General features: G+C 69.3%; 20 protein-coding genes and 4 pseudogenes. 11 read left to right on the top strand and 13 right to left on the bottom strand.

Annotation, left to right across the window (positions count from 1 at the left end):
• Positions 1-71: 71 nt before the first annotated feature.
• Positions 72-836 (top strand): SDR family oxidoreductase, encoded by a 765-nt coding sequence (locus QF027_RS00265; protein WP_306972011.1) that lies wholly within the window; start codon positions 72-74, stop codon positions 834-836.
• A gap of 36 nt (positions 837-872) precedes the next feature.
• Here the strand turns inward: QF027_RS00265 and QF027_RS00270 are convergent, their stop codons facing one another.
• The 13 genes and pseudogenes from QF027_RS00270 to QF027_RS00320 all read right to left on the bottom strand — a co-directional run bounded on the left by QF027_RS00270 (position 873) and on the right by QF027_RS00320 (position 12,893).
• On the bottom strand, positions 873-1,274 hold the full coding sequence (locus QF027_RS00270) for a DUF6009 family protein (protein WP_306972010.1): 402 nt from the start codon (positions 1,272-1,274) through the stop codon (positions 873-875).
• Positions 1,271-2,815 carry a DNA primase family protein gene (locus QF027_RS00275; protein WP_307072025.1) on the bottom strand — a complete coding sequence of 515 codons (1,545 nt, stop codon included), beginning with the start codon at positions 2,813-2,815 and terminating at the stop codon, positions 1,271-1,273. Before QF027_RS00275 ends, QF027_RS00270 begins: the two co-directional genes overlap by 4 nt.
• A complete protein-coding gene (locus QF027_RS00280) occupies positions 2,812-3,798 on the bottom strand; it encodes a bifunctional DNA primase/polymerase (protein ID WP_373432385.1) in 987 nt (328 codons plus the stop codon). The genes QF027_RS00275 and QF027_RS00280 overlap by 4 nt, the downstream gene beginning before the upstream one ends.
• Before the next feature lie 1,346 nt (positions 3,799-5,144).
• Positions 5,145-6,008: a ParB/RepB/Spo0J family partition protein gene (locus QF027_RS00285; RefSeq protein WP_373432386.1), complete on the bottom strand. Its 864-nt coding sequence runs from the start codon at positions 6,006-6,008 to the stop codon at positions 5,145-5,147.
• Positions 6,009-6,025: 17 nt separating this feature from the next.
• Positions 6,026-6,157 (bottom strand): annotated as a pseudogene (locus QF027_RS49390) (ParA family protein); the annotation flags it as partial.
• A gap of 408 nt (positions 6,158-6,565) precedes the next feature.
• On the bottom strand, positions 6,566-6,949 hold the full coding sequence (locus tag QF027_RS00290; protein ID WP_307072027.1) for a DUF6183 family protein: 384 nt from the start codon (positions 6,947-6,949) through the stop codon (positions 6,566-6,568).
• Positions 6,853-7,227: a hypothetical protein gene (locus tag QF027_RS00295; RefSeq protein ID WP_307072028.1), complete on the bottom strand. Its 375-nt coding sequence runs from the start codon at positions 7,225-7,227 to the stop codon at positions 6,853-6,855. The genes QF027_RS00290 and QF027_RS00295 overlap by 97 nt, the downstream gene beginning before the upstream one ends.
• Positions 7,224-7,478: a hypothetical protein gene (locus tag QF027_RS00300; RefSeq protein ID WP_306972006.1), complete on the bottom strand. Its 255-nt coding sequence runs from the start codon at positions 7,476-7,478 to the stop codon at positions 7,224-7,226. Before QF027_RS00300 ends, QF027_RS00295 begins: the two co-directional genes overlap by 4 nt.
• Before the next feature lie 387 nt (positions 7,479-7,865).
• A pseudogene (locus tag QF027_RS49395) lies at positions 7,866-8,049 on the bottom strand (DNA primase); the annotation flags it as partial.
• Between the two features lie 29 nt (positions 8,050-8,078).
• Positions 8,079-8,462 carry a DUF6009 family protein gene (locus tag QF027_RS00305; RefSeq protein ID WP_306971812.1) on the bottom strand — a complete coding sequence of 128 codons (384 nt, stop codon included), beginning with the start codon at positions 8,460-8,462 and terminating at the stop codon, positions 8,079-8,081.
• 187 nt (positions 8,463-8,649) lie between these two features.
• Positions 8,650-10,182 (bottom strand): DNA primase family protein, encoded by a 1,533-nt coding sequence (locus QF027_RS00310; protein WP_307072029.1) that lies wholly within the window; start codon positions 10,180-10,182, stop codon positions 8,650-8,652.
• The gene (locus QF027_RS00315; RefSeq protein ID WP_306972159.1) at positions 10,179-11,198 is read right to left on the bottom strand and encodes a bifunctional DNA primase/polymerase; all 1,020 of its coding nucleotides are present in this window, start codon (positions 11,196-11,198) and stop codon (positions 10,179-10,181) included. Before QF027_RS00315 ends, QF027_RS00310 begins: the two co-directional genes overlap by 4 nt.
• Before the next feature lie 1,038 nt (positions 11,199-12,236).
• On the bottom strand, positions 12,237-12,893 hold the full coding sequence (locus tag QF027_RS00320) for a maleylpyruvate isomerase family mycothiol-dependent enzyme (RefSeq protein ID WP_306972004.1): 657 nt from the start codon (positions 12,891-12,893) through the stop codon (positions 12,237-12,239).
• 225 nt (positions 12,894-13,118) lie between these two features.
• On the opposite strand from QF027_RS00320, the gene QF027_RS00325 reads away from it, so the two are divergent.
• The 10 genes and pseudogenes from QF027_RS00325 (at position 13,119) to QF027_RS00370 (ending at position 20,719) form a co-directional block, all read left to right on the top strand.
• Positions 13,119-13,424, top strand: a complete 306-nt coding sequence (locus QF027_RS00325) for a hypothetical protein (RefSeq protein WP_306972003.1) — start codon at positions 13,119-13,121, stop codon at positions 13,422-13,424.
• Positions 13,425-13,861: 437 nt separating this feature from the next.
• A complete protein-coding gene (locus tag QF027_RS00330; RefSeq protein WP_307072030.1) occupies positions 13,862-16,609 on the top strand; it encodes an FG-GAP repeat domain-containing protein in 2,748 nt (915 codons plus the stop codon).
• Positions 16,610-16,678: 69 nt separating this feature from the next.
• Positions 16,679-16,876, top strand: coding sequence for a hypothetical protein (locus QF027_RS00335; RefSeq protein ID WP_307072031.1), 198 nt, complete (start codon positions 16,679-16,681; stop codon positions 16,874-16,876).
• Between the two features lie 89 nt (positions 16,877-16,965).
• Entirely contained in the window at positions 16,966-17,475 is a 510-nt protein-coding gene (locus QF027_RS00340; RefSeq protein WP_307072032.1) for an AMIN-like domain-containing (lipo)protein, read from the top strand.
• Positions 17,476-17,883: 408 nt separating this feature from the next.
• Positions 17,884-17,997 (top strand): annotated as a pseudogene (locus QF027_RS49400) (DUF397 domain-containing protein); the annotation flags it as partial.
• A gap of 8 nt (positions 17,998-18,005) precedes the next feature.
• Positions 18,006-18,182 (top strand): annotated as a pseudogene (locus tag QF027_RS00350) (ROK family protein); the annotation flags it as partial.
• Between the two features lie 137 nt (positions 18,183-18,319).
• Positions 18,320-19,261, top strand: a complete 942-nt coding sequence (locus tag QF027_RS00355) for a TIGR01777 family oxidoreductase (protein WP_307072033.1) — start codon at positions 18,320-18,322, stop codon at positions 19,259-19,261.
• Positions 19,262-19,455: 194 nt separating this feature from the next.
• On the top strand, positions 19,456-19,626 hold the full coding sequence (locus QF027_RS00360) for a hypothetical protein (protein WP_307072034.1): 171 nt from the start codon (positions 19,456-19,458) through the stop codon (positions 19,624-19,626).
• A 158-nt stretch (positions 19,627-19,784) separates the two neighbouring features.
• Positions 19,785-19,949 carry a hypothetical protein gene (locus QF027_RS00365; protein ID WP_307072035.1) on the top strand — a complete coding sequence of 55 codons (165 nt, stop codon included), beginning with the start codon at positions 19,785-19,787 and terminating at the stop codon, positions 19,947-19,949.
• Positions 19,946-20,719, top strand: a complete 774-nt coding sequence (locus QF027_RS00370) for a sigma-70 family RNA polymerase sigma factor (protein WP_307072036.1) — start codon at positions 19,946-19,948, stop codon at positions 20,717-20,719. Before QF027_RS00365 ends, QF027_RS00370 begins: the two co-directional genes overlap by 4 nt.
• The last annotated feature ends 361 nt before the right edge of the window (positions 20,720-21,080 follow it).

Genomic DNA, 21,080 nt, shown 5'->3' on the forward strand with positions numbered 1-21,080 from the left:
ACGATAGACCGGACACGCGGTGCGTTCAATGGTCCCCGGACCGTCAGCGCACGCCACGGAACGGGGAACCGATGAGCGCACTGAAGGGCAGAACAGCGCTGGTCACGGGGGCCGGACGAGGCATCGGCCGGGCCATCGCCCGCCGGCTGGCCGCGGACGGGGCGCTCGTCGCCGTGCACTACGGCAGCGACGAGGCATCGGCCCGGGAAACCGTCGACCTGATCACCGGCGCGGGTGGCCGCGCCGTTCGCGTGCACGCCCCGCTCGGCGTGTCCGGCGACGTGCGGACGCTGTACGAGCGGTTCGACCGCGGTCTGGAGAAGCTGGGCGCGGCGCCGGGCCTGGACATCCTGGTCAACAACGCGGGGTTCAACCTCCGGGGCGGGGTGGCCGACGTGACGCCGGAGGACTTCGACCGGCTCATGGCCGTGCACGCCAAGGCACCTCTGTTCCTGGTGCAACAGGGCCTGCCACGGCTGCGGGAGGGCGGTCGGATCGTCAACATCGGCTCGGCCGCCACCCGGGTGGCCTTCCCGACCTCCCTCGCCTACTCCATGGCCAAGAGTGCGCTCGACGCCCTGACCCGCACGCTCGCCAAGGAGCTGGGGCCCCGGCAGATCACGGTGAACTCCGTGGCACCGGGCTTCGTCAAGACCGACCTGAACAAGGGGCGCTGGTCGACGCCCGAGGCGGAGGCCGCCCACGCCGCCCTCTCCGTGTTCGGCCGCATGGGGCGGCCCGGGGACGTCGCCGACATCGTGGCCTTCCTGGCCTCGGACGACTCCCGGTGGGTCACGGGCCAGTGCATCGACGCGTCGGGCGGCACGGCCCTGTGACGTACGGAGCACCCCTGCGCAGGCACCGGGGCGAGCTCACATCGGCAGGGTGAGACCCCGCCCCCGCGTCACCGACGACAGCGGCCCGCCCTCCGAGCGCTCCGTCTTGCGGCCCTTGCTGCCCGGCGCCAGTGTGCGCGGGTCCACGGCCTCCGCGGGCGCCCCGGTGGCGTACAGCCCGTCCGGGTCGGCGTCGCGGTCGTGCGGGAGCAGCCAGAACACCCGCCGACGGAAGGTGCCCGACGAACGGGAGGGTTTGGCCTGCGAACCGAGCAGCGCGTAGCCGACCATGCGGCCGTCGCGGTGGTAGGCCGGCCTGCCGCGCCGCGTCGGCAGCCGGTCCAGGCTCTGACGGACATAGTCGAGCGCGGCTATGTCCTCAAGCCAGACGAAGTCGACCTCGTGGATGATCTCGTCCTCTGCGATGAGGGCGCTCATGCTGACTCCTCGCCGGAAACCAGTCCGATGCCCGGGTAGTACTTCCGCTGGTTGGACAGGATCATCCCCTTCGGGGACGCCAGTCCCACCAGCTCCCGTACCCGCGCCGCGAAAGCCCGCGACGAGACGGCCGGTACTCCCTCATTCTGACACCATGCCTTGTAGGCCGCGTAGAGCTGGGCCTGTTCCGTCCTCAAGGACGGTTCGAGGCAGCAGGATTCGCTCAGGAATCGCCCGGTGTGGTCCTCGGTCTCCGCGTAAGCGGTCGTGGCGATGCGCACCCGCTCCGGCCCGGCGAGGTCCTTCTCCCCGGTCAGGTAGCGGCCCGCGCCCGTGATGAGCCAGTTGAGGATGCCCGGCCCCTCCTCGGTGACGAGGATGTCCGCCAGGTTGTCGATCTTGTGGCTGTCCGCGACGACGCGCTCGAACGGGATGATCCGCATCCGGCGCCAGAACGCGAAGCCGCCGGTGCCCACCTCGGGCCGGTGGTTGCCCAGCAGCCACAGCTTGTGCGTCGGCGTGAAGCTGAAGAAGTCCTGCCGCATCCGGCGGGCCTTGATGCGGTCGCCTCCGGTGAGCAGCTTGACACGGGCCTCGTCGAAGCGGTCGCCGGGCTTGACCTCGCTGCACACGAGGACGCGGCGGCCGTGCAGTTCGGCGAGGTCGGTGGGGTGCCCCTCGTACGGGCGGGCCATGAGGAAGCCGGGGGGCGCGGCGTCGGCGTAGTCACCGAGGAGCCTCACCAGGACGTCCAGCAGCACCGACTTGCCGTTCTTGCCGGACCCGAACAGGAACGGCATGACCTGCGCGCCGACATCGCCGGTGATGGAGTAGCCCAGCAGCAGGTGCAGGAAGTGGATCATCTCCGCGCCCTCGGATCCGTCACCGAAGGTGTCGGTGAGGAACCGGTCCCAACGAGGTGTGGGCACCGGCTCCGGGACCGCGGTGGTGGAACGGGAGTGGAAGTCCTTGGCCGGCTCGGCCGCGCGGATCAGACCGGTGCGCAGGTCGACGATGCCGGCGGGCGTGCACAGCGCATAGGGGTCCGCGTCCAGGAGCGCCGCATTGAGCACCATGCCCGGCGCGGACTTGGCCTGGAGGAGCATCGCGTTCATCCCGCTGGTGCTCAGTGACCGGCGCCGGTGCTGCCGGAGCGCGTCCGCGCTGTGGACGCCCCTCGGGTCGGTGGTGGCGATGGACTCCGCCAGGTCGCCCGCGGCCCACAGGACGGTGTCGTTCTCGTCGCTGTGCCAGCGCGTGCTGTCCCACCGGAACCAGCCTAGGCCGGGGACGTACCGGTAGTCGTCGGCATAGAGCCTGACGAACAGCTTGGCATTGCCGCGGTCGCTGAGCGTGTCCGGGAGCAGTCCGTCGGCCGTGACGCCGTCCTTCCCCCGCTGGTCCCGCTGCTCGCCCTCACCCTGCCAGGGGCTCCGGCGTGGCTGGGCCCGCAGAATCTGCGCGGCGACTCCGTGGGGGTCGGCCCGCAGAATCTGCGCGGCGGCCCGGTGGGGGTCGAACAGCGCGTCCTGTGACGTCATGCGTGGCCTCCCGGAAACAGAGGGCGTCGCCCGCCGGCGGCCAGACCGCAGCGGATGACGGCCGCACAGCGCCGCCGCTGACCCGGGCGGGCGTACTCGGCCGTCTCCCGCAGCACCCGCTCGGCCTCACCCGCGTCCAGCTGCCCGGCTGCAACGAGCCCACCCGCCGTGTACGCGGCACGGTTGAGCTTCTCGGAGAACGCCGCGCCCTCCGCCACGGCCGCGCAGGCGGCCACCTCCGCGAGCACCGCGGTCAGAACGCGGCCGGCCCCGCCGCGCGCCGCCGACACCGCCTGCCGGGCCCGCGGCGGCACCGGGCGGGGCCCGGCCGTCCCCGTCCCCTGCAGATGCCCGGTCCGCTCCAGCTCCCGGCCGAGCCGGGCAGGCAGCGGCGCCGGCTCACGCACGGAGCCCACCGGTTCGTACGCCCCCGCCCCGGCCACCGTGCCGGGGGGCACGATGTACCCGGCGTGCGCCCGTACGTCGACCTGCCGGGCCGGGGCCCGGGCCCCGGAGCCGGTGGAACACTGCCAGCGCTGCCCGGAACGGCACCGGTACCACACGTGCAGGCCTCCCGAGGGAGTCCGCACCCGCAGCGTCGTGTCGTCGTCCGCGGGGCTGGGGAAGCCGCGCAGCGCGGCCAGCACCCCCAGCGTGTGGAACCCGTCGGCCGGCCCGGTCAGGTCGACGTCGGCGGCGATCCCGACGCCCGGCAACAGACGGTCCCGGTGGGGAAGCCAGCGCGCGTGCGCGTCGATGTCGAGGATCACCAGGCCCGCGGGACCGCAGGCGCCACCGACGCCCGGACGCGGCCGGTCACCCCACCATCGCTCAATGCGCGCCACGTCCACGGTGGCCGCGTGGAACCCGTGACACAAGCGACCGGCGGTCAGACACGCGCAGTCCCGGCGGACGTGCCCGGGCCTGCGGCACGCCGCGCAATTGCCTGCGGGAATCTTGCGTCCCGGGGCGAGCGGGTGCACCGGCCAGCCACGTCCGGCACACCAGCGAGCGATGGCCGGCGACACTCTGGTGGGGGCTCCTCGCCGTGTACGGCTACGTGAGTGCCCCAGCTCAGCGGCCATACGCAAACCCCCCGTGAGCGACTGAAGCGACTGAGCAACGGAGACAGCCTAGCGAAGCCGACGGGCCCTGAGAGCCTCGTACTAGAACAAATATCCAGCCACCCCACGGACGCCCAGCGACCGTAACGGCACCCGCCGAGCGACTAAGGGACCCTCGGGCAGCTGCCTCGCTTCTTCAGGAGAACGGCAGGCCAGAGCGGTTGCGAGCGACGGGACAGCGACTGAAGCGACTCAAGGTCCCCGTATATGAGGCGCACACGCACACGCTTATGCCCTCATATACCGGATCACGAGTCGCTTCAGTCGCTGTCATTTTCTCGGCAACGTATCTGACCAGCCGTTTTACCCCGGTGACCGGACAGCGACCCAAAGCCCGTCCGGTCGCTGTCCGCCAGTCGCGGACCAGGGCGCCGTACGAGAAGAAGGCTCCAGGGATTCCGGAGCGAGTCTCGACCGCGGGGAGGAGGACACAGGCCTTTTCGGGACGTCCCGGCCCCGGCCCCTGTCCGACGGCCTACTGGCCGGGGTGGACGGCCTGGACGCCGGTCCCCGCGTATGCCTTGGGCGTCAGGGTGAGGAGGAACCGCCCGGCGGGAAAGGGGCTGGAGGGCCGGGCGGCGTGGATGGCGGCCCACGAGTGTCCGAAACTCAGCAGTTCGGTGGCCGTGACCGCCGCATCGGTGTCGAAGGCTTCGATGCGGATGAAACGCAGTCCGCTGATGCAGCCGAGAAGGCCGGGCCGCGCGCCCCGGCCCCGGGCGGCGTGCAGCAGGTTGTCCGTCTGGCCCGGGCGGGCTCGATGTAGTGCTTGGGCGGCCCGTGGGAGAACCGGGCTTCCACCGGCCCTGCGCGGTCGGATCCCCTCCCGCTTCGGAGATCTCCCGCGCCGGTCCCCGGCGCAGGCCGTGCGCCGTCGAGCCGAGCGCGGATCTTGACGATGTCGCCGATCGCGTCGGGGCTGAGGAAGTCGCCGCGCGGCCCGGCCCGCGGGCGAATGGTGCCGCCGCGGGTGATGTGCCGGAACAGGGCGCCTCTTGGTGCCTCAGGCCGTGACGCGTCCGATGGCGATGGCGAGGACGTGGCGGGGCCCTTCGGTGTCGAGCATCTCCTCGAATGAGGGGTGCCGTCGTAGGTATCGGTCAGCTGGCCGAGGGTGGAGGCGTATCCGGGCAGCGTCGTCTTACGGCCGCAGTGTGGGCCCGGTCTTGCTGGAGGAAGGACAAGACCGGGCTCAAAGGGCCGAGTCAGCTTGCTTTTGACATCGACCCGTCGGTGTATCGACGCAAGGTCTCCTCGAACTGTGCCGAGTCAAGCTCGTGCGCCATAGCAGCGAGCAGGCGGAAGAGCTCCAGGAAGGTCGGCTTGTTCATCTTCACCTTCAAGTGCATGGCGATGTGCACCGGATCGTCGTACGGCAGCTTCGGGAGCTGCCGCTCCCCCGCGGGTTCGGCTTCGACGGGTTCCTGGCTGCCGCGCGGTTCGGGGACCGCCGCTTCAGCCGCTGTGTGATCGTCGCGCTGCTCGGAGCCGGCCGTACCATCCGGTCCGTCTCTTACGCCGTAATGGACGGGAGGTGCGTCCGCCGTTGGAGGGGCACCCTTGTTCGCCTGCTTCCTGCCGCTGCGCTCCCGCTTCTCGGCTTCCTGGCGGGCTCGCTTCGTCTTGAGTTCTTCAAGGGCCGCCTTCTGTTCCGCAGCCGGTTTGTTGCCGACGGCGCGCAGCAGGTCGACGGGTTCCTCACCGATGCGGGCCTGGAGGTCGGGTGTGAGATTGAGCAGGGCGAGGCGTTGCGACACCCAGCCTTGGGAGCGCTGGAGTCGCTTGGCCAGGGCGGTCTGGCTGCCGTGGATGGCCAGGAGCCGTTGGAGCGCTCGTGCTTCGTCGAGTTCTTCGAGATCCTGTCGGTGGATGTTGGCGACGAGGGCGGACTCGAGGAGTTCCTCGGATGTAGTGCCCTGATCGTCGCTGACCATGATCTTGATGGTGGTCAGTTGTGCTTCGCGGGCGGCGGCGAGACGGCTGCTGCCGTCGATGACGACGTGGGTGGTGTCGGCTTCAAGGTCGGCTTCGCGTGCGGGGTTGGCTGCGACGTAGGCGTCGCGGTTCATGACGGTGATCGCTTGCTTATGCCCTGTTCGACGGCAGTCTGGATCTCGATGCTGTGCTGGGCGGCTCTGATTTTGAGGTTCTGCCGGAGCCATCCCGGCAGTTTGGAGACGATCTTCTCGCGGTCGCTGGGCATGGCTGGCGAACTCATGCGTGACACCTGACTAACGTTCGTGATCGTTTTCTTCATCGGCACGTTAGTTAGCCGAACCTGTCGGAGCGTCAGAGTGTCGCCTGACCTATTACGGCGTAATAGCTGCAGCGTGGTTGTCCGGTCCCAGATACCTGGGGGCATCCCGTACTCCCTGACCCGCGGTGCCTACAGCAAGGCTGGACGGTCGATGCGCATCGCGGGAGCCCAGGCGGAGTTTGGCCTGCGGGCCTGCAGAAGGCCAGGGCTGCGCACAGTTCGCGGGGACCGGTCAGTGGTTGCCTTGCGGTGGCCGCCGCTTTGAAACGCAAGAAGGCCCGTACGCCCCATAGTTGTCGCGGGGCGTACGGGCCTATGCCGTGCCCAGGTCGTGTGCCAGGCAGGCCAGGCCGCAGATGCGGCGTCAGGTCAGGGTCGGGGATACCGGTAGCGGTCGGTGGGGCGGGGTACTGCGTGGCTGTACAAGGCGGCGAGGGAACGCCAGGCGGCCAGTCGACCGTAAGCGCCGTACTCGCCGTTGTTGTACGCGCCGCCGGTCGATGCCTCGGCGAAAAGCATCTGCCAGACGTCTTCCGGCTGACAGGTGGAGAGCGCAAGGCGCTCCGCCGGGGTTCGCCGTGCGTCGCCGTCGCGTTCCCTGTCCAGCAGCCTGACAAGCGTCTGCGGCTGGCGCCGCTGATCCGCCAGGCCGAAGGTCAGGTGGGATTCAGTGGAGTGATGCCGGTGTCTGCATACAGTTCGGGTTCTAGCGACAGGACTGTGAGGGGTTCCCCCGCCTTCACCGCCTGCCATGCGACTGCCGCTGCGTGGGCCACCGACCAGTCGACGTTTGTCCAGTCCATTGCGTGCACCGCGTGCGCTGGGGTGAACGACATGTTCTCCGCAAACCGCAGGGACGCCGCATGCTTGCCCGCACCGGTTACCTGCCGTTCGGCGGCCAGCATGGACAGTGACGGGATGACGACCCTGCCAGTGCCGCGGGAAGCCTCGATGTAGAGGCCCGTGAAGAAGGGATCCGCGTGAAATAGAGCGGTCAGAGCGGTGTGGTCCAGGATGGCCGTCACATTCATGCGGCGGCGCCGCCCTGATGGGCGCGGATTTTCGCCCAGGCGTCCTGGCCGGCCTGCTGGACCTGCTCGGTGTACTCGATGCCGAGCTCACGGGCAGCCTCGAAAGCCCGCTGCTCCCGCTCAGCCGCCGTGAGCTCGCGGGTAGCGAGGTCCGCCAGCAGCTCCGTGATCGTGGTGCCGCGCTCCTCCGCGAGGATGCGCAGCCGGTCGCGCACTTCCTCACTGGTTTTGATGCTCGTCGGCTTGCTCATAGAGCCGATTCTACCGCCGGTAGATCTCGTCTTCGAGCATGTGGTCAGCGCAGGAGGTGGTCTACTGCGGGCGTCCTGGGATGGCAGAAGGCCGAGCGTCATCGCTGCGCTGACCCAAGCCCGCATTCAGCGACGCAGTGGGGGTCGGCAACTGCTCGGGCTTGCGAGGTGCCGTGCGGGCCCCGGTAGCGTGAGCAGCGCGATCTGGGACGCCGGGTGCGGTGCCAGCGTGCGGGGCCCCTGCTCCACCAGCGTGATGGTTCAGGGCCTCCCCGTCGCCTCTGGCTGCATCCACATGGCCAGGTCGTAAGGGACTCCGCCCTTCTGGGATCGGACCACGGACAAGCGCAGCAAGGCCGCCGAATCAGCGGGCGAGCAGCCAGAGTGGTGAGTGGGGTCGAAGCTGAAGGAGCCCGGCGTATGCGGCGGCCCTTGATGCGGTCGCCGCCGGTCAGCAGCTTGACCCGAATTCCGTCAAACTTGTCGCCGGGCTTGATCTCCGAGCACACACAGACGCGCCAGCCGTGAACCACGGCCAGGTCAGTGGGGTGCCTTCGAAGGGCTTGGCCATAGGTAAGGCGTGTAAACGTCCGCGGGTTGTCAGGAGCGGGAGCCTGTTATGGCCGCCGGGCCGCTCTGGGAGCGCGGGGTCTTCTCGCCCACCTTCTTCACCTCGATGGTACGTGGGTCGACGGCTTCGCCGGGGGCGCCTTCGCGGTACAGGCCGCCGGGCAGGCTGTCGCGGTCGTGCGGGAGGAGGAAGAAGACGCGGCGCTTGTACAGGCCGCTGTCGGGGTCGGGTTCGGCCTGGCCGTCGAGAAGGGCGTAGCCGACCATGCGGCCGTCGCGCGCGTAGGGGGGTTTGGTGTTGCGGCGGCGGGTCTTGTCGAGGGCTTGGCGGACGTAGTCGAGGTGTTCGGGGTCTTCCAGCCACACGATGTCTTCTTCGTGGGTGAGATCGCCCTCGGTCAGTAGCGAGCTCATGGCTGCAGCCCCTCCTTTGTCTGCGGGGCCCGGTTGCGGCCCGCCTCGTGGTGTGGTGAGCCGCCCGCTGCTGGACGTGGGCCTACGACTCCATGGTAAGTCGGGCGGATGAGGGCGGGTAGGGGCTGGTCCTGCCGCGGGCCGGGGCCGGTGTGCGGCAGTTCGTCGGAGGGGCGCGGGAGTTGGTTCATGACGGGGTGTCCAGCAGGGCGAGGCCGGGGTAGTACTTGCGGCCGTTGGATTTGATCATGTCGGTGGGTGAGGCGAGGCCTACTTCCTGCCTGACGCGGGTGGCGAAAGCGCGGGTGCCGGCGGGGCGGATGCCTTCGCCGGTGCTGCACCAGGAGGCGTAGGCGGTGTACAGCAGGCCCTGTTCGACGCGCAGGTCGGGCTGGGCGTCGATGTCGCGGGTGCAGCATTCGGTGAGGAAGCGGCCGATGTGGTCTTCGGTGTTCGCGTATGCGCTGGTGGCGATGCGGACGCGGTCGGGGCCTTCGAGGTTGTCGCGGGTGGTGAGGTAGCGGCGGGCGCCCTCGATGAGCCATTGCAGGATGCCGGGGCCTTCGTCGCGGACGAGTTCGAGCGCCAGGTTGTCGATCTTGCGGTGGTCGGGGACGGTCCGCTCGAAGGGCAGTAGGCGGATGCGGCGCCAGAACGCGAAGCCTCCGTTGCTCACTTCGGGGCGGTGGTTGCCCAGCAGCCACAGGTGGTGGGTGGGGCTGAAGGAGAAGTAGTCCTGGCGCATCCTGCGGGCTTTGATCTTCTCTCCGCCGGTCAGGAGTTTGACTCTCGCTTCGTCGAACTTGTCGTTGGGCTTGAGCTCGCTGCAGACGATCAGTCGGCGGCCGTGGAGTTCGGTGAGTTCCGTGGAGTGCTCGGAGAAGGCGCCGCGGTCCATGAGGAAGCCGGGCGGGGCGGCGTCGGCGTAGTCCCCCAGGATCTGGATCATGACGTCCAGCAGGACGCTCTTGCCGTTCTTGCCGTGGCCGTGGAGGAAGGGCAGGACCTGGGCGCCGACGTCTCCGGTGATGGAGTAGCCGAGCAGCAGGTGCAGGAAGTCGATCATTTCCTGGCCTTCGGCGTCGTCGCCGAAGGTGTCATGCAGGAAGCGGTGCCAGCGCGGGGTTTCGGTCTGCTGGGGGGCGACGCTGGTGGCGCGGGAGTGGAAGTCGCGGGTGGGGTCGGGCTTGCGCAGCAGTCCGGTGTTCAGGTCAACGACGCCGACTGGGGTGCACAGGGCGTAGGGGTCGCCGTCGAGGGTGTCGGGGTCGACGGACAGGTCGGGAGAGGCCTTGGCCTGGGTGAGGAGGGCCTTCATGCCAGTGGTCGACAGGGTGCGCTTCTTGTGGTGGTGGAGTTCGCGGTCGCTGAACAGGCCGCGGGGGTCGGTGTCGGGCATGTCCTCGGCCATCTCGCCGGCGGCCCACAGGGCGGCCTTCTCGCCGCCGGTGCGCTTCCAGCGGTAGCCGTCCCAGGAGAACCAGCCCAAACCTTCGACGTGGCGGAATTGGTCGCGGTAGAGCTTGACGAACAGCTTGGCGTTGCCGCGGTCGGTAAGTGTTCCGGGCAGCGGGGCCGGCAGCGCCCGGGACGGTGTGGCGAGCGGGGAGGTGTGGGCCTGGGCGGGCAGGGCTGGCTGCTGATGCTCTGCCTGTTCAAGGTCCAGCATCTGCTGGGCAGCGGCGGTGGCGTCGAAGCGCGGCGTCTCGGCGCTGCTCATGAACGTCCTTCGAGGTGGAGCGGGCGGGCGGACCCGGCAGCGAGGGCGTCTTCGATGATGCGTTCGTTGCGGGCACTCTGCCAGGGACGTGCGGTCTCGGCGGCCTCGCGCAGCAGGGCGCGCGCGGCGTGTTCGTCGAGGTGTCCGGCGGCCGCCAGTCCCCCGGCCGTGTAGGCGGCTTTGTTGAGCTTCTCGGTAAAGGCGGCGCCCTCGGGCGTTGCCGCGCACTCGGCGACCTCCAGCAGCAGGGGGTCCAGGACGCGGTGCGCGCGCACCGGGGTCCGGGGCCGGCGGCTGCGCGGGATCGCGGGCCGGGAGGAGGGCGCCGGCTGTCGGATCGTGTGTCCGGTCCGTACGAGTTCCTCGCCGAGCCATCCGGGCAGCGGCGCAGGCAGGTGGGACGGTCCTTCCCGCTGGTAGGTGCCGTGTGTGGTGCGGGTGGTGGGGGCGACGATGTAGCCGCCGTCGGCCCGGACATCGACCTGCCAGGCCAGCGCGGTCTTCGTGCTGGACCCGGTCGAGCAGCGGAAGCGGATGGCGGGGTGGAGGTTTCGGTACCACACGTGCAGACCGCCGGAGGGGGTACGCACGCGCAGCGTGCTGTCGTCCTCCGCCGGGGTGGGCTGGCCGCGCAGTGCTGCCAGGAGGGCCAGGGTGTCGAAGCCGGAGGCCAGGCCGTGCAGGTTCACGGAGTCGTGGATGGCGATGCCGGGCAGGAGCCTGCTGCGGTCCGGGACCGGAGCGGAGTGCGCGTCGATGTCGATGACGATCAGGTCGGCTCCGCCACAGGCAACGCCGACGCCCCAGGAAGGGTGATCGGACCACCAGGCGTCGATCCGTGTCGTGTTGGTCGTTGCGGCGTGGAATCCGTGGCATGGGCGGCCGGCTGGGATACATACGCATCCCGCGGGAGAGTGGTGCTTGTCCTTGCAGGCCGGGCAGTTGGCGACGGGTGTCTTGCGTCCGGTGGCAAGGGGGTGGACCGGCCATCCTTGTTCGGCACACCAGCGGGCCACGGCGTGGGATGTGGCGGTCCGCGCAGTAGCGGCGGGCGCTCTCGTCACGTCGGGGCCGGGCACGCGTCTGTCCTTCGGCGAGGGTCTTGTCCTTCGGTCCCTGACAGGCCCAGTCGTGCGCAGGCCTCGTGCTGGGCGTGAGGGACCAAAGGGACTGTAGGGACTGGCTTTCGGAAGAGTGTAGAACCCCCGGCCGAGGAGTGGACGCAGCTCCCCCGCGTGGCGCCGTATCTGTTTTCGGGTCCCTACGGTCCCTTGAGTCTCTGAAGAGAGACCAGGGTGGGTCATCCATGTCCGTAATGCACGCAATGAGAGTGTCTGGAGAGACCGTAATTCATCTATCAGTAGCCCTGGAGAGGGGGACGGCTCAGGGACTCGATCAGCCACGACCGGCGAGCGAGCCCCCCCCCCCCCACCTGGGCTCACGTCGCCGATCCGCCAGCAGCCTGTTTTCACACCCGTTGCCCTCCGGGCAGGGCCTGAGCCGGGGGGCGAGGGCCTGAACCCTGCTTTGAGTCCCTGAACATTTTCGCAGCTCAGGAGTGGGGTGCGGCACCCAAGAGGGACTGTAGGGACTGAGAACTCCAATTATGGGCCACCCACGTATATGCACCTCAACAGATACGCCCGCGCGTACACGCACACAGGACTCGTTCATAACTCCCAACTAGAGTCCCTTGGGTCCCTGAACGCCATCACCCAACGCCGTGACCTGCATTTTTACAAGGGACTCAACGGCAGGGACTGAACGCTCACAGGCCCTCCTCACTAGGGGGGGCCGAGTCGGGCAGAGCTGTGGGACGGCACCGCTCTGCCGGCGCCTGCGAGGCCGGGCCCCGGCGATCGCAGGCTCACCGCCGCAAGGATCTTGGCGTGAGTCGGGCACGGGGGCCCCGCCGGCTCCCGGGAGTTTGTGCCGTAGGGCGCCTGCCAGTCCGGCTGCACGCCGGATAACGGGCGAATGGCCGGTCCCCGCTGGCGGCTGCCCTCGGCAGCCCCTCAGTGCTCCGACCAGGTCGGAGCCCCTTAGCTTGTTCTTTAACCTGAGCGCAGTCGGGCACGCAGGACTGCCGCACCGTCCCCCTCAAGGTCCTCGCAGGCCGCTGCGCGGCCTGCCATCCCCATTACCAGCGAGAGGGTCGGCCCCCGGAGCAGGTCCCCCGAGCCGGTGGTGAACGGTCCGTCTGTGGCCTCGACCCGCAAGCCCGCGATTGCAGTGTTGCTTGCGACGGTGAAATCGCGGCTGGCGAAGAACCGGGCCACGGCGGTCGTCGTGGCCACCGGGGGTGTCCGCACAAGACCCAACGGCCGGCGGATGTCCTCGCTGTGGACGACTATTTCGCCCAGCCAGGCCGCAGTATGTCCTGTCGGCCCGGCGGGCCCGGCGACAACTTCGCGAAATCGCCGCAAGGTCTCTTCAGGTGTGGCACCACGGTGCTTTGCGAGCCGTCGGTCGTTGTGCAGATCGGGGTCGAACCGCGCGGCCAGCATGCTCAGCAGCCAGCGCCACATCCTCGTGCTGGCACCTGCCGTCAGATGGGCTACGACCTCCTCCACGGTCCAGCGTTCACACAGTGATGCTTTCGCCCATTGTTCCTCGCTGAGCTCGGCGAGGTCTTGAGCGAGCGCCAACCGCTCGACGTGGATCGCCCGTTCCAGAGCTTTCCGAGTTTCCGAAACGTGTGGTTCAGCCATAGGGCAGCCTCCAGAGATCGGGTGTCCTGCATCAGACTCCTATCGCCGCCCAAATTCATCGACTGCACCCACGTAGCGAACCTATGCGACCTTCCAGTGTCGAAACGGTCCTCGAACCACGCCGCTCACCTGGGCATTCTCCTGCCGCTGAGGCGGCCGGGCGGTTAGCTCGGGCGCCGAGCGGCGAAAGGCGTATGAGGCACGTAGGACCGGGAGCATTGGCCCATGAGCTACTTCATGTACGACGTCATGGGCCGCACGGTCGACGAGCCTGATCCGGAGACGATGAGGCGAGTGCTCGACGGTCTGGCGGAGGCCGATGACGAACACCCGGACGTATCCCTGACCCATGAAAGTGGGTGGTGCCTCAGCGCGTTCCAAGGCGGCCTGTTGGTCTGGGAGAACCCGGACGACGATTCGGCGGCCCGGCGCCAGTCGCGCGAAGTCGCCCACGAGGAGATTCTCCGGCTCTTCGGCCTGCTTGCCGCAGGTGACATTGCATCGGTTGAGGAGCTTCCCTGGCAGAGATGACCAGTCTTCCTGTCAGGTCCCCGTTCAGAGGAAGATCCCTGCGGCGTGACGTGCCGCGAGGTGGCGCACGGCGAGCTGGTCGGTGTCGGCGATCGGCGCAGCAGGGCCGGGTGCGTACACCCATCCGTGCCCGGCTGTGGCCTGACGTCCGAGCCTTTCTATGGCAGGGGTTATTCATGCTTGCCATCCTCGTGTAGCTGAGCGAGGGCCCGAACGACTTCGGTCGTGTGGGCCCCTTCCGCTGCCCCGGAAGTCCCAGGGACCCCGCTGGTATGCACTGATAGGCTCCCGTCGCCCGCTCAGGGCATGCACATTTCATTCACAGACTGGCGGACCTGTCCGGTCACAGCTGCCAGGGCGAGGGGCCGGGGTGTTCCGTGGGGGTCAACAAGGTCGTGCGACGCCGTCTGTTCGGCAGAGGGGGTGCGGCCCTGGCAGTGAGCGTTGCCCTCGCCGCGGGTGCTCCGGCCGCCGTGCCGACAGGGATGGCGGTGGCCGTCGGGGCTGACCAGGTCGCGGCGGCGGGCGAGGTCGTGCTCCCCGCCGCGGACCGGCGCGCCACGCGCAACCCGGTGTTCATCGGCTTCGGAGACACGGGTGTGCTGTCGAATCCCGAGGGATCCAGCGGCTGGCTCTGGACCGACTACGCGACGCGCAAGACCCGGGCGGTGACCGAGTTCGCCGGCACTCAGCAGCCCAACGCGCTCGCCCAGTCGGACACCACCTACACCCTGTCGACCGACGCCGAGGGCCGGCGCGTCGTGCGGTTCCGCGCGATGGGCTCCGCCGAGGACCGCGGCTCGGTGACCGTCCCGACCGGTCTGACCTATGCGGGGACGGCCGGCGCGGGTGTCGTGGTCGCTTACCTGGGTGGCTCGACCAACGTACGCGAACTGCACCTGCTGAAGCAGGCGGCCGGGGGCGGAACCGAGGACACGAAGGTGACCGGCTGGCCCGCCGACGCGAAGCTCCTCGCGTTGAGCGGGAAGGACGACCGATCGCTGCTGCTTCGCTACCGCGTGCCGACCGAGGACCCCCAGGTCTTCCTCTACCAGCTCGTCCTCGTCGACGTCCGCGACGGGACCTGGACCAAGCTGTTCACCCCCTACAACACCAACTCGGCCCGGCTGCCCGTCCTGAACGAGGGCTACGTCGGCTGGTGGTATCCGGGAGCCGGCGCGCGGCTGCTGCGCCGCGACGCACTGGACGGACCGGTGATCACCGTTCCCTTCCAGGGCACCGTGGGAAAGACCGACTTCACGGTCGTCGGTGACGACGTCGTGGTGGCCACCTACGGCGACGAGACCCGTGCCATACTCACCCGGCCCCTGACCGACGCGGGCGAATGGCGCACCCTGCTCCCGCAGATGGACGGGTGGATCCACGCGTCGGCCGACGGATCGGCTGTCGTGGTGGGCGGTCCCGACAAGGCGCACTGGGGCATGCACCGCATCTCCGAGACGCCGGACGGACAGATCGTGGCCGATGAGCTGATGGACCTGCCGCCGGTTCCCGCGCCCGTCGACGGACTCTCGCTGGTGGGCGGCACCCTTGCCTGGACCGACCAGACCGCGCCCCCGTCCTACGACGTCATGTTCAACACACGCATCGTGTCGGCCGACGCGGTCCCCCAGGTGGGGCCGGTCCGCCAGGCCGGCGGAGGGGTCAAGCCGTGCATCTTCGTGAACAGCTGTGTGCGGCTGTTCGGCGCGGGCGACGGATCTGTCGTCTACAACGACCTGGACAACTCCCAGCTGATACACCGCCGTACACCCGCCGGTGAGGTTCAGACGCTGACGGTTGACGGCTTCTACGGTGAGGTGAGCGCCGCGGAGGGACGGTACGCGCTGCTCTCGGGCGGCCCGAACAAGAAGCAGTTCCTCGTCGACTGGACGCAGTCCAAGGTCGTCTCGACCCGCACCGCCGTGGCCGCCGCCCTGTGGGACGGACAGCTGTGGACCACGACCTCCACCGCCGGGCACCTGTCGATGAGCCGCCTCGGCTCGACCGCCGCTGCGGTCGACGTCAACGTCGGCTCGGCATGCGTGCCCAGCGAGCTGCAGGTCAACGGCCGCTTCGTCTACTGGGCGTGCGCCGCGCAGAAGAAGGCCGGCGTGTTCGACCGCTCCCGCGGACGGTCGGTGGCCGTGCCCGTGGGGGACGCGCTGCTGGCCGACGGGTTCCTGGTCCGCCATGACAACGAGCGCGGCAAGCTGGTGCGCACCGACGTCCGCTCCGGGCAGGCGGTCACCTCTGACCTGGCGGATCTGCCGGCGACCAAGAATCTCATGCCCGAGGGCAGTACCTCGGACCGACGTGTCCGCTGGACCCTGGACCCTGACAGCGGCCGCCTGGCTTTCGTGGACGCCGGCGAGCGCATCCATCTGATGCCGGCCGGGACTCTCGCCGCTCCCGTGCGGCGAGATCACGCGGGCCGGGACGGCATCGGTGACCTGCTCACCCTCAACTCCTCCGGCGCGCTCACGTTCCAGCAAGGTACGGGCACGGGCACCTTCTCGGAGAAGGTGAGCGGCGGCGGCTGGGCGACCTCGGTCAGGGCGGTGCCGTTCGGGGACGTCAGCGGGGACCGGTGCAACGACGTTCTGGTGCGGCTGAGCAGCGGCGCCCTGCGCGCCTACCGACCGGGGTGCGGTGCCGCGCTGAAGTCGTCGACGCCGTACACCTCGCTGGGCACGTCCGGCTGGAACCAGTACGACGTGCTGACCGCGCCCGGTGATGTGACCAAGGACGGGCTCCCGGACCTGATCGCGCGGAACTCCTCGACCGGGGCCGTGTACCTCTACAAGGGGACGAGCACGGGCAAGCTGTCGGCGCGGGTGAAGCTCTACGACAACTGGAAGGCGTACAAGAAGATCGTCGGGGCCGGGGACCTGAACGGCGACGGCATCGGCGACCTGCTGGCGCAGGACACGGCGAACAACCTGTACCGGTACTACGGCACCGACAACGGCACGTTCGGCGCCCGGACGAAGGTCTTCTCCAACTGGGGCGGCTCCTACAACGTGATCGTCGGCGTCGGCGACATCACCGGCGACGGGAAGGCCGACCTGGTCTCGCGGGACAGCGCGGGGAACGTGTGGCGCAACAACGGCGACGCCAAGGGATCGTTCGGGGCGCGCACGCGCATCGCCACCGGCTGGCAGGGCTACAAGGGCCTCTTTTAGGGATCGTCTTCGAAAACGGATCTTTCCCCGAACAGGAATGACGCGAGTTTGACCGCCGCTTCGTAGGAAGTGGCGGTTTTCTCGTATCTGGTGGCGATGCCGCAGAAGCCCCAGGATGTGCGCGCCGTCCTGGAAGGGTTGGACCGCGACGCCGCCCGCGACGTGCTCTGGCGGCTGCGCCTCACCCAGCCGCAGATCACCCGGGTCTGGGCTGACCGCGGCTATGCCGGCGACCGTCGAGGTCGGCGATCGCACTTCAGTACATGAGAATCATTCGCCAAAGCGTGCAACCGTATGACCCTCACATATGTCTCATACTGTGACCACCAGTCCCCGACGTCTCATAAGGGGGCGTCATGTACACCCGCCATTGCCTCATGGCCATCACCGCGAGCGCACTCCTGCTGGCCGGCACCGCGGCTCCGACCTCTGCCGCCGCCACGTCCCCGGCACCGTCCACGAGTCTCGTGGTCAACGCCAGGATCGCCGGTCACTGCTCCTTCGACCGGGTCGTCATCGATGTGAAGGGCAAACTGCCGCCGACCACCGTCACGCGTTTCAAGGAACTCCGCTACGACGGCTCGGGGAAGAAGGTCCCGCTGGCCGGGAAGCACTTCCTGGAGATCAAGCTCTCCCCAGCCGCAGCCCACAACAACGCGGGCAGGAACGTCTACAAGGGCCCGCGCCTGATCAAGCTGAATCTGCCGAAACTCAAGGGCTTCGCACTGACCGGCGACTTCGAGGGCGTCGTCACCTTCGGGGCCGCGTTCGACAGCAAGCCCTCCTACACGACGAAGCAGCTGCACCGCCCCGAGCGCTTCGTCCTCGACATCGCCCACCGCAACACCTGCCGTTCGTCGCACTGAGGTGCATTGACGGATGCTGGGGTCGCGCACCGCTTCACGCGATGGGCGGCACCGGGTGTATGTCGTCAGCGGCGTGTCCCGTACGGTCGTGGACCCGCTGGACCGCCGCTGCCGACGGCGGCTCCACACGCACCCGCCGGCCACCGATCACACAGGCGGCGACGACACGACCCCACGACGCTGTCCGGACAGGCCTCTTTGCCTTGCTTGGGGCGGTCAGCCCCAAGCCGGTTGGCGCCTACGAGCCCGGAGGCAAAGCTGGACGCCGCCGGGACCGCCGCGCCGGGGCCCGGCCCTCGGCGCCCCGAGCCGGGCCAGCGGACGGCCCGTCCTGCTCGACCTGCACCGTCGTGGCGTTGGGCGCGCGCAACACGGGTGTAGACGACCCGCAGGCCGCCGCCACGGTGGTTGAGGGGCCTGGAAGTCGCCCGTTGACGCAAGTCGACGTACAGCGACGGCAGCGGCGGCGACTGCCTCGAAGTCGCCGACGGCCACCCCGCCCACGTCCGCGACTCACGCGTACAGCTCCGATGGGCAAGGCGGGCGACGTCCTGTTCGCGCCCCTGCGCAAGGCTGACTACGACACCTTGTCCTTCGTGCGGCGCCTGAGGGTCGAGCCCGCGCAGATGGGCACCGACGCGGGGCTGGTGGGGGCCGCAGCGGCAGCCCTCGCCAAGCGGGCGGACCCGGCCGCGGCGGGGGTCTGACGCCCCAGGCAGGAACGATTCACCCGAAGGGCTCGACCGATCCGGCAGGTTCGGCCGGGCCCTTCATCCATGACGCGGCCGACTTTTGAACATGTTCAAATAGACCGCTAAGGTGGTCCCCTACGAGGGGGAGCCGCATGAAGATCGTGATACCCGGCGGGACCGGGCAGGTCGGCAGGATCCTGGACCGCGCGCTCACCGGGGCGGGACACGAGGTCGTCGTCCTGACAAGACGGCCGCAGCGCGACCGCGAGGTCGTCTGGGACGGCGAGACGCCGGGACGGTGGGCGCGGGAGATCGACGGCAGCGACGTCGTGATCAACCTGGCCGGGCGCAGTGTCAGCTGCCGCTACACCGAGGCCAACCTGAAGGCCATGATGGACTCGCGGGTGCGCTCCACCCGGGCCGTCGGGATGGCGGTCGCCGCCGCCGCACGGCCGCCGCGGGTCTGGCTGCAGATGAGTACGGCCACCGTCTACGCCCACCGGTTCGACGCGCCGAACGACGAGCGGACCGGCCTGATCGGCGGCAGCGAGCCCGGCGTCCCGGACTACTGGTCCTACAGCGTCGAGATCGCCGCCAACTGGGAGCGGGCCCAGGACCGGGCCGTGACCCCGCAGACCCGCAAGGTCGCCCTGCGTTCCGCGATGGTGATGAGCCCCGACCCCGGCGGGGTCTTCGACGTCCTGTCGTGGCTCGCGCGGCTCGGCCTCGGCGGCCCGGTCGCGGGCGGCGCACAGTACGTGTCCTGGATCCACGACCGGGACTTCGTCCGTGCGGTCGAGTTCCTCGTCGACCGGGACGACCTCACCGGTCCCGTGAACCTCGCCGCCCCCGAACCCCTGCCGCAGCGCGCGTTCATGCGCGCCCTGCGCTCCGCCTGGGGTGTCCCGGTCGGCCTGCCGGCGACCCGGTGGATGGCGGAACTCGGCGCCTTCGCACTGCGCTCGGACACCGAACTCCTGCTGAAGAGCCGCCGTGTCGTTCCCGGCCGCCTGCTCGAGGAGGGCTTCGCCTTCGAGCACCCCGCGTGGCCGGAGGCCGCCGCCGACCTCGTACGACGAGGGCGTGACGGTTAAGCGAGTCTCGGTGTTGCCCTGCGGCTGCACAGCCTTGTTGAGCGCGGGGGTGTCGCTCCTCTTGTCGGTTCCGATGATCGCCGGGTTGGACGGTGTTTCAGATGGTGAGTCTGTGAGTACTGCGGACGAGGCCGCTGTTGGTCTCCGCCAGCAGTGTGAAAGCCTGACGGAACTCGGCGCCTTCGCACTGCGTGATGAGTGCTGATTTCGTCGACTGGCCGTCGATCGCGGCCGACGGCTTCCCCTTCCCCGAGGCCGTACCGGCATCTCAGCTCGCCGACGAGCTATCGGCCATGCTGGCCGTGGCCGTGGCCGTGGCCGTGGCCGTGGCCGTGGCCGAGGATGAGGAGGACGGCGAGGACTGATCTCGCGGGCCAAATTCCGTGAGCCGCTGGGCTCTGATCCGAAAAAATCATGGACTGGCCAGTAAACGCCCGGGCCCGAGGGCGCCACCAACTGGTAGCCGCCAAGGCATTCCCACTGGGATCCGCCGACGGCGGGACGAGTTGGAAGGTACGCCGCCATGATGGATCCCGTGACCCTGATGCTGCTCGGCGCCGCGCCCGCGGTGCTGAAGGTCGCCGACGCCCTCGCCCAGGCCCTGCTGCTGCGCGCCCGCGCCGAACTGGCCCGGGCCGAGGCCGCCGCGCGGGTGCCAGGAGACAAGCCCGCCGGCGGTGCGCAGTGAACAAGGAAATGTACTGCGCCGAGTGCGGCGCCACGGTGATGATGGCCTTCGAGACGGCCTACGAGCTGTACTACCGTCCGCTGGTCCTGTCGGTGCGTCAGCGGAGCGCCGCCTGGGGGCTGTCCGAGCAGGACGTCGACGCTGAGGCGCTCGTCCAGGACACCTTCGAGCAGGCCCTGCGTGTCTGGGACACCATCAGGGTCCCCCGCGCCTGGCTCTACACCGTGGCTCGGCGTCGTCTAGCCCGCTGCGTCCCCGTAGCCGGCCTGCGGGCAGATGGGGATCCGACGGACCACACCGAGCAGGGGACCGTCAGTTGGACCACCATCGCTCCGTCCGCAAGCACCGAGGACCTCGTCGCCGCGCGGGAGATTACCGAGCTCATCCAACTGATGCCGCAGCAGCGCCGCCAGGAAGTCGCCTACCTGCGCTACCTCGAAGAGTGGGCTTTCAGCGAGATCGCCGAACAGCTCGGCTGCTGCCCGGCCACTGCCCGTGTCCATGCTCTCAACGCGCGGGCCCAAATCGCCGAAGCCTCATCTGCGGCCGAGGCCGCATGTGCCCCGGACGTCACGTTGTCTTCGAAAGCTTCTACCGCGGCCGGCTGGCTGTTCGTTCTGCTCATGCTCGGCTGGGTCCTCGCGGCTGGCTTCCTCGTCGGTTGGCCCTGGGTGCTGGCGGCTGTCGGCGGCGTTGCAGCCATCGTCCTGGTGCGCTGGGCGTGGAGCGCCTGGAGCTGGCGCAGGGCCCGGCAGTCGGGAGATAGCTGAAGGTGATCAATGCGTCACCGGTTGTCAGTGGTGGCTGCTTTGATGGGCGGTTGCACCGGTGCGGCGCGTCCGTCAGGGGAGGGGAGCACGACGTGGTACAGGTGCGGGATTACGAACGGGCGGATGGTACGAAGGTCAGGGCGCACTCGCGGCGGCACCCGGGGGCGCGGCGGGAGTTGACCTTCTTCGCCGTGGTCGCCCTGGCCGTCTCGGTTTCGGTAGCAACGGCGGAACGGCAGGCGGCACTGGGACGGGCGAGCGGTTACCCCGACCGCAGCAGACCGGCGTCTACCCGGTGCACTTCCCAGGTTGGGACAAGCCCGCACCGCGGCGACGCCGACGGTGTCGTACCCGATCCGCT

Origin of the sequence: Streptomyces canus (assembly GCF_030816965.1) — a bacterium.
GTDB lineage: Bacteria > Actinomycetota > Actinomycetes > Streptomycetales > Streptomycetaceae > Streptomyces > Streptomyces canus_E.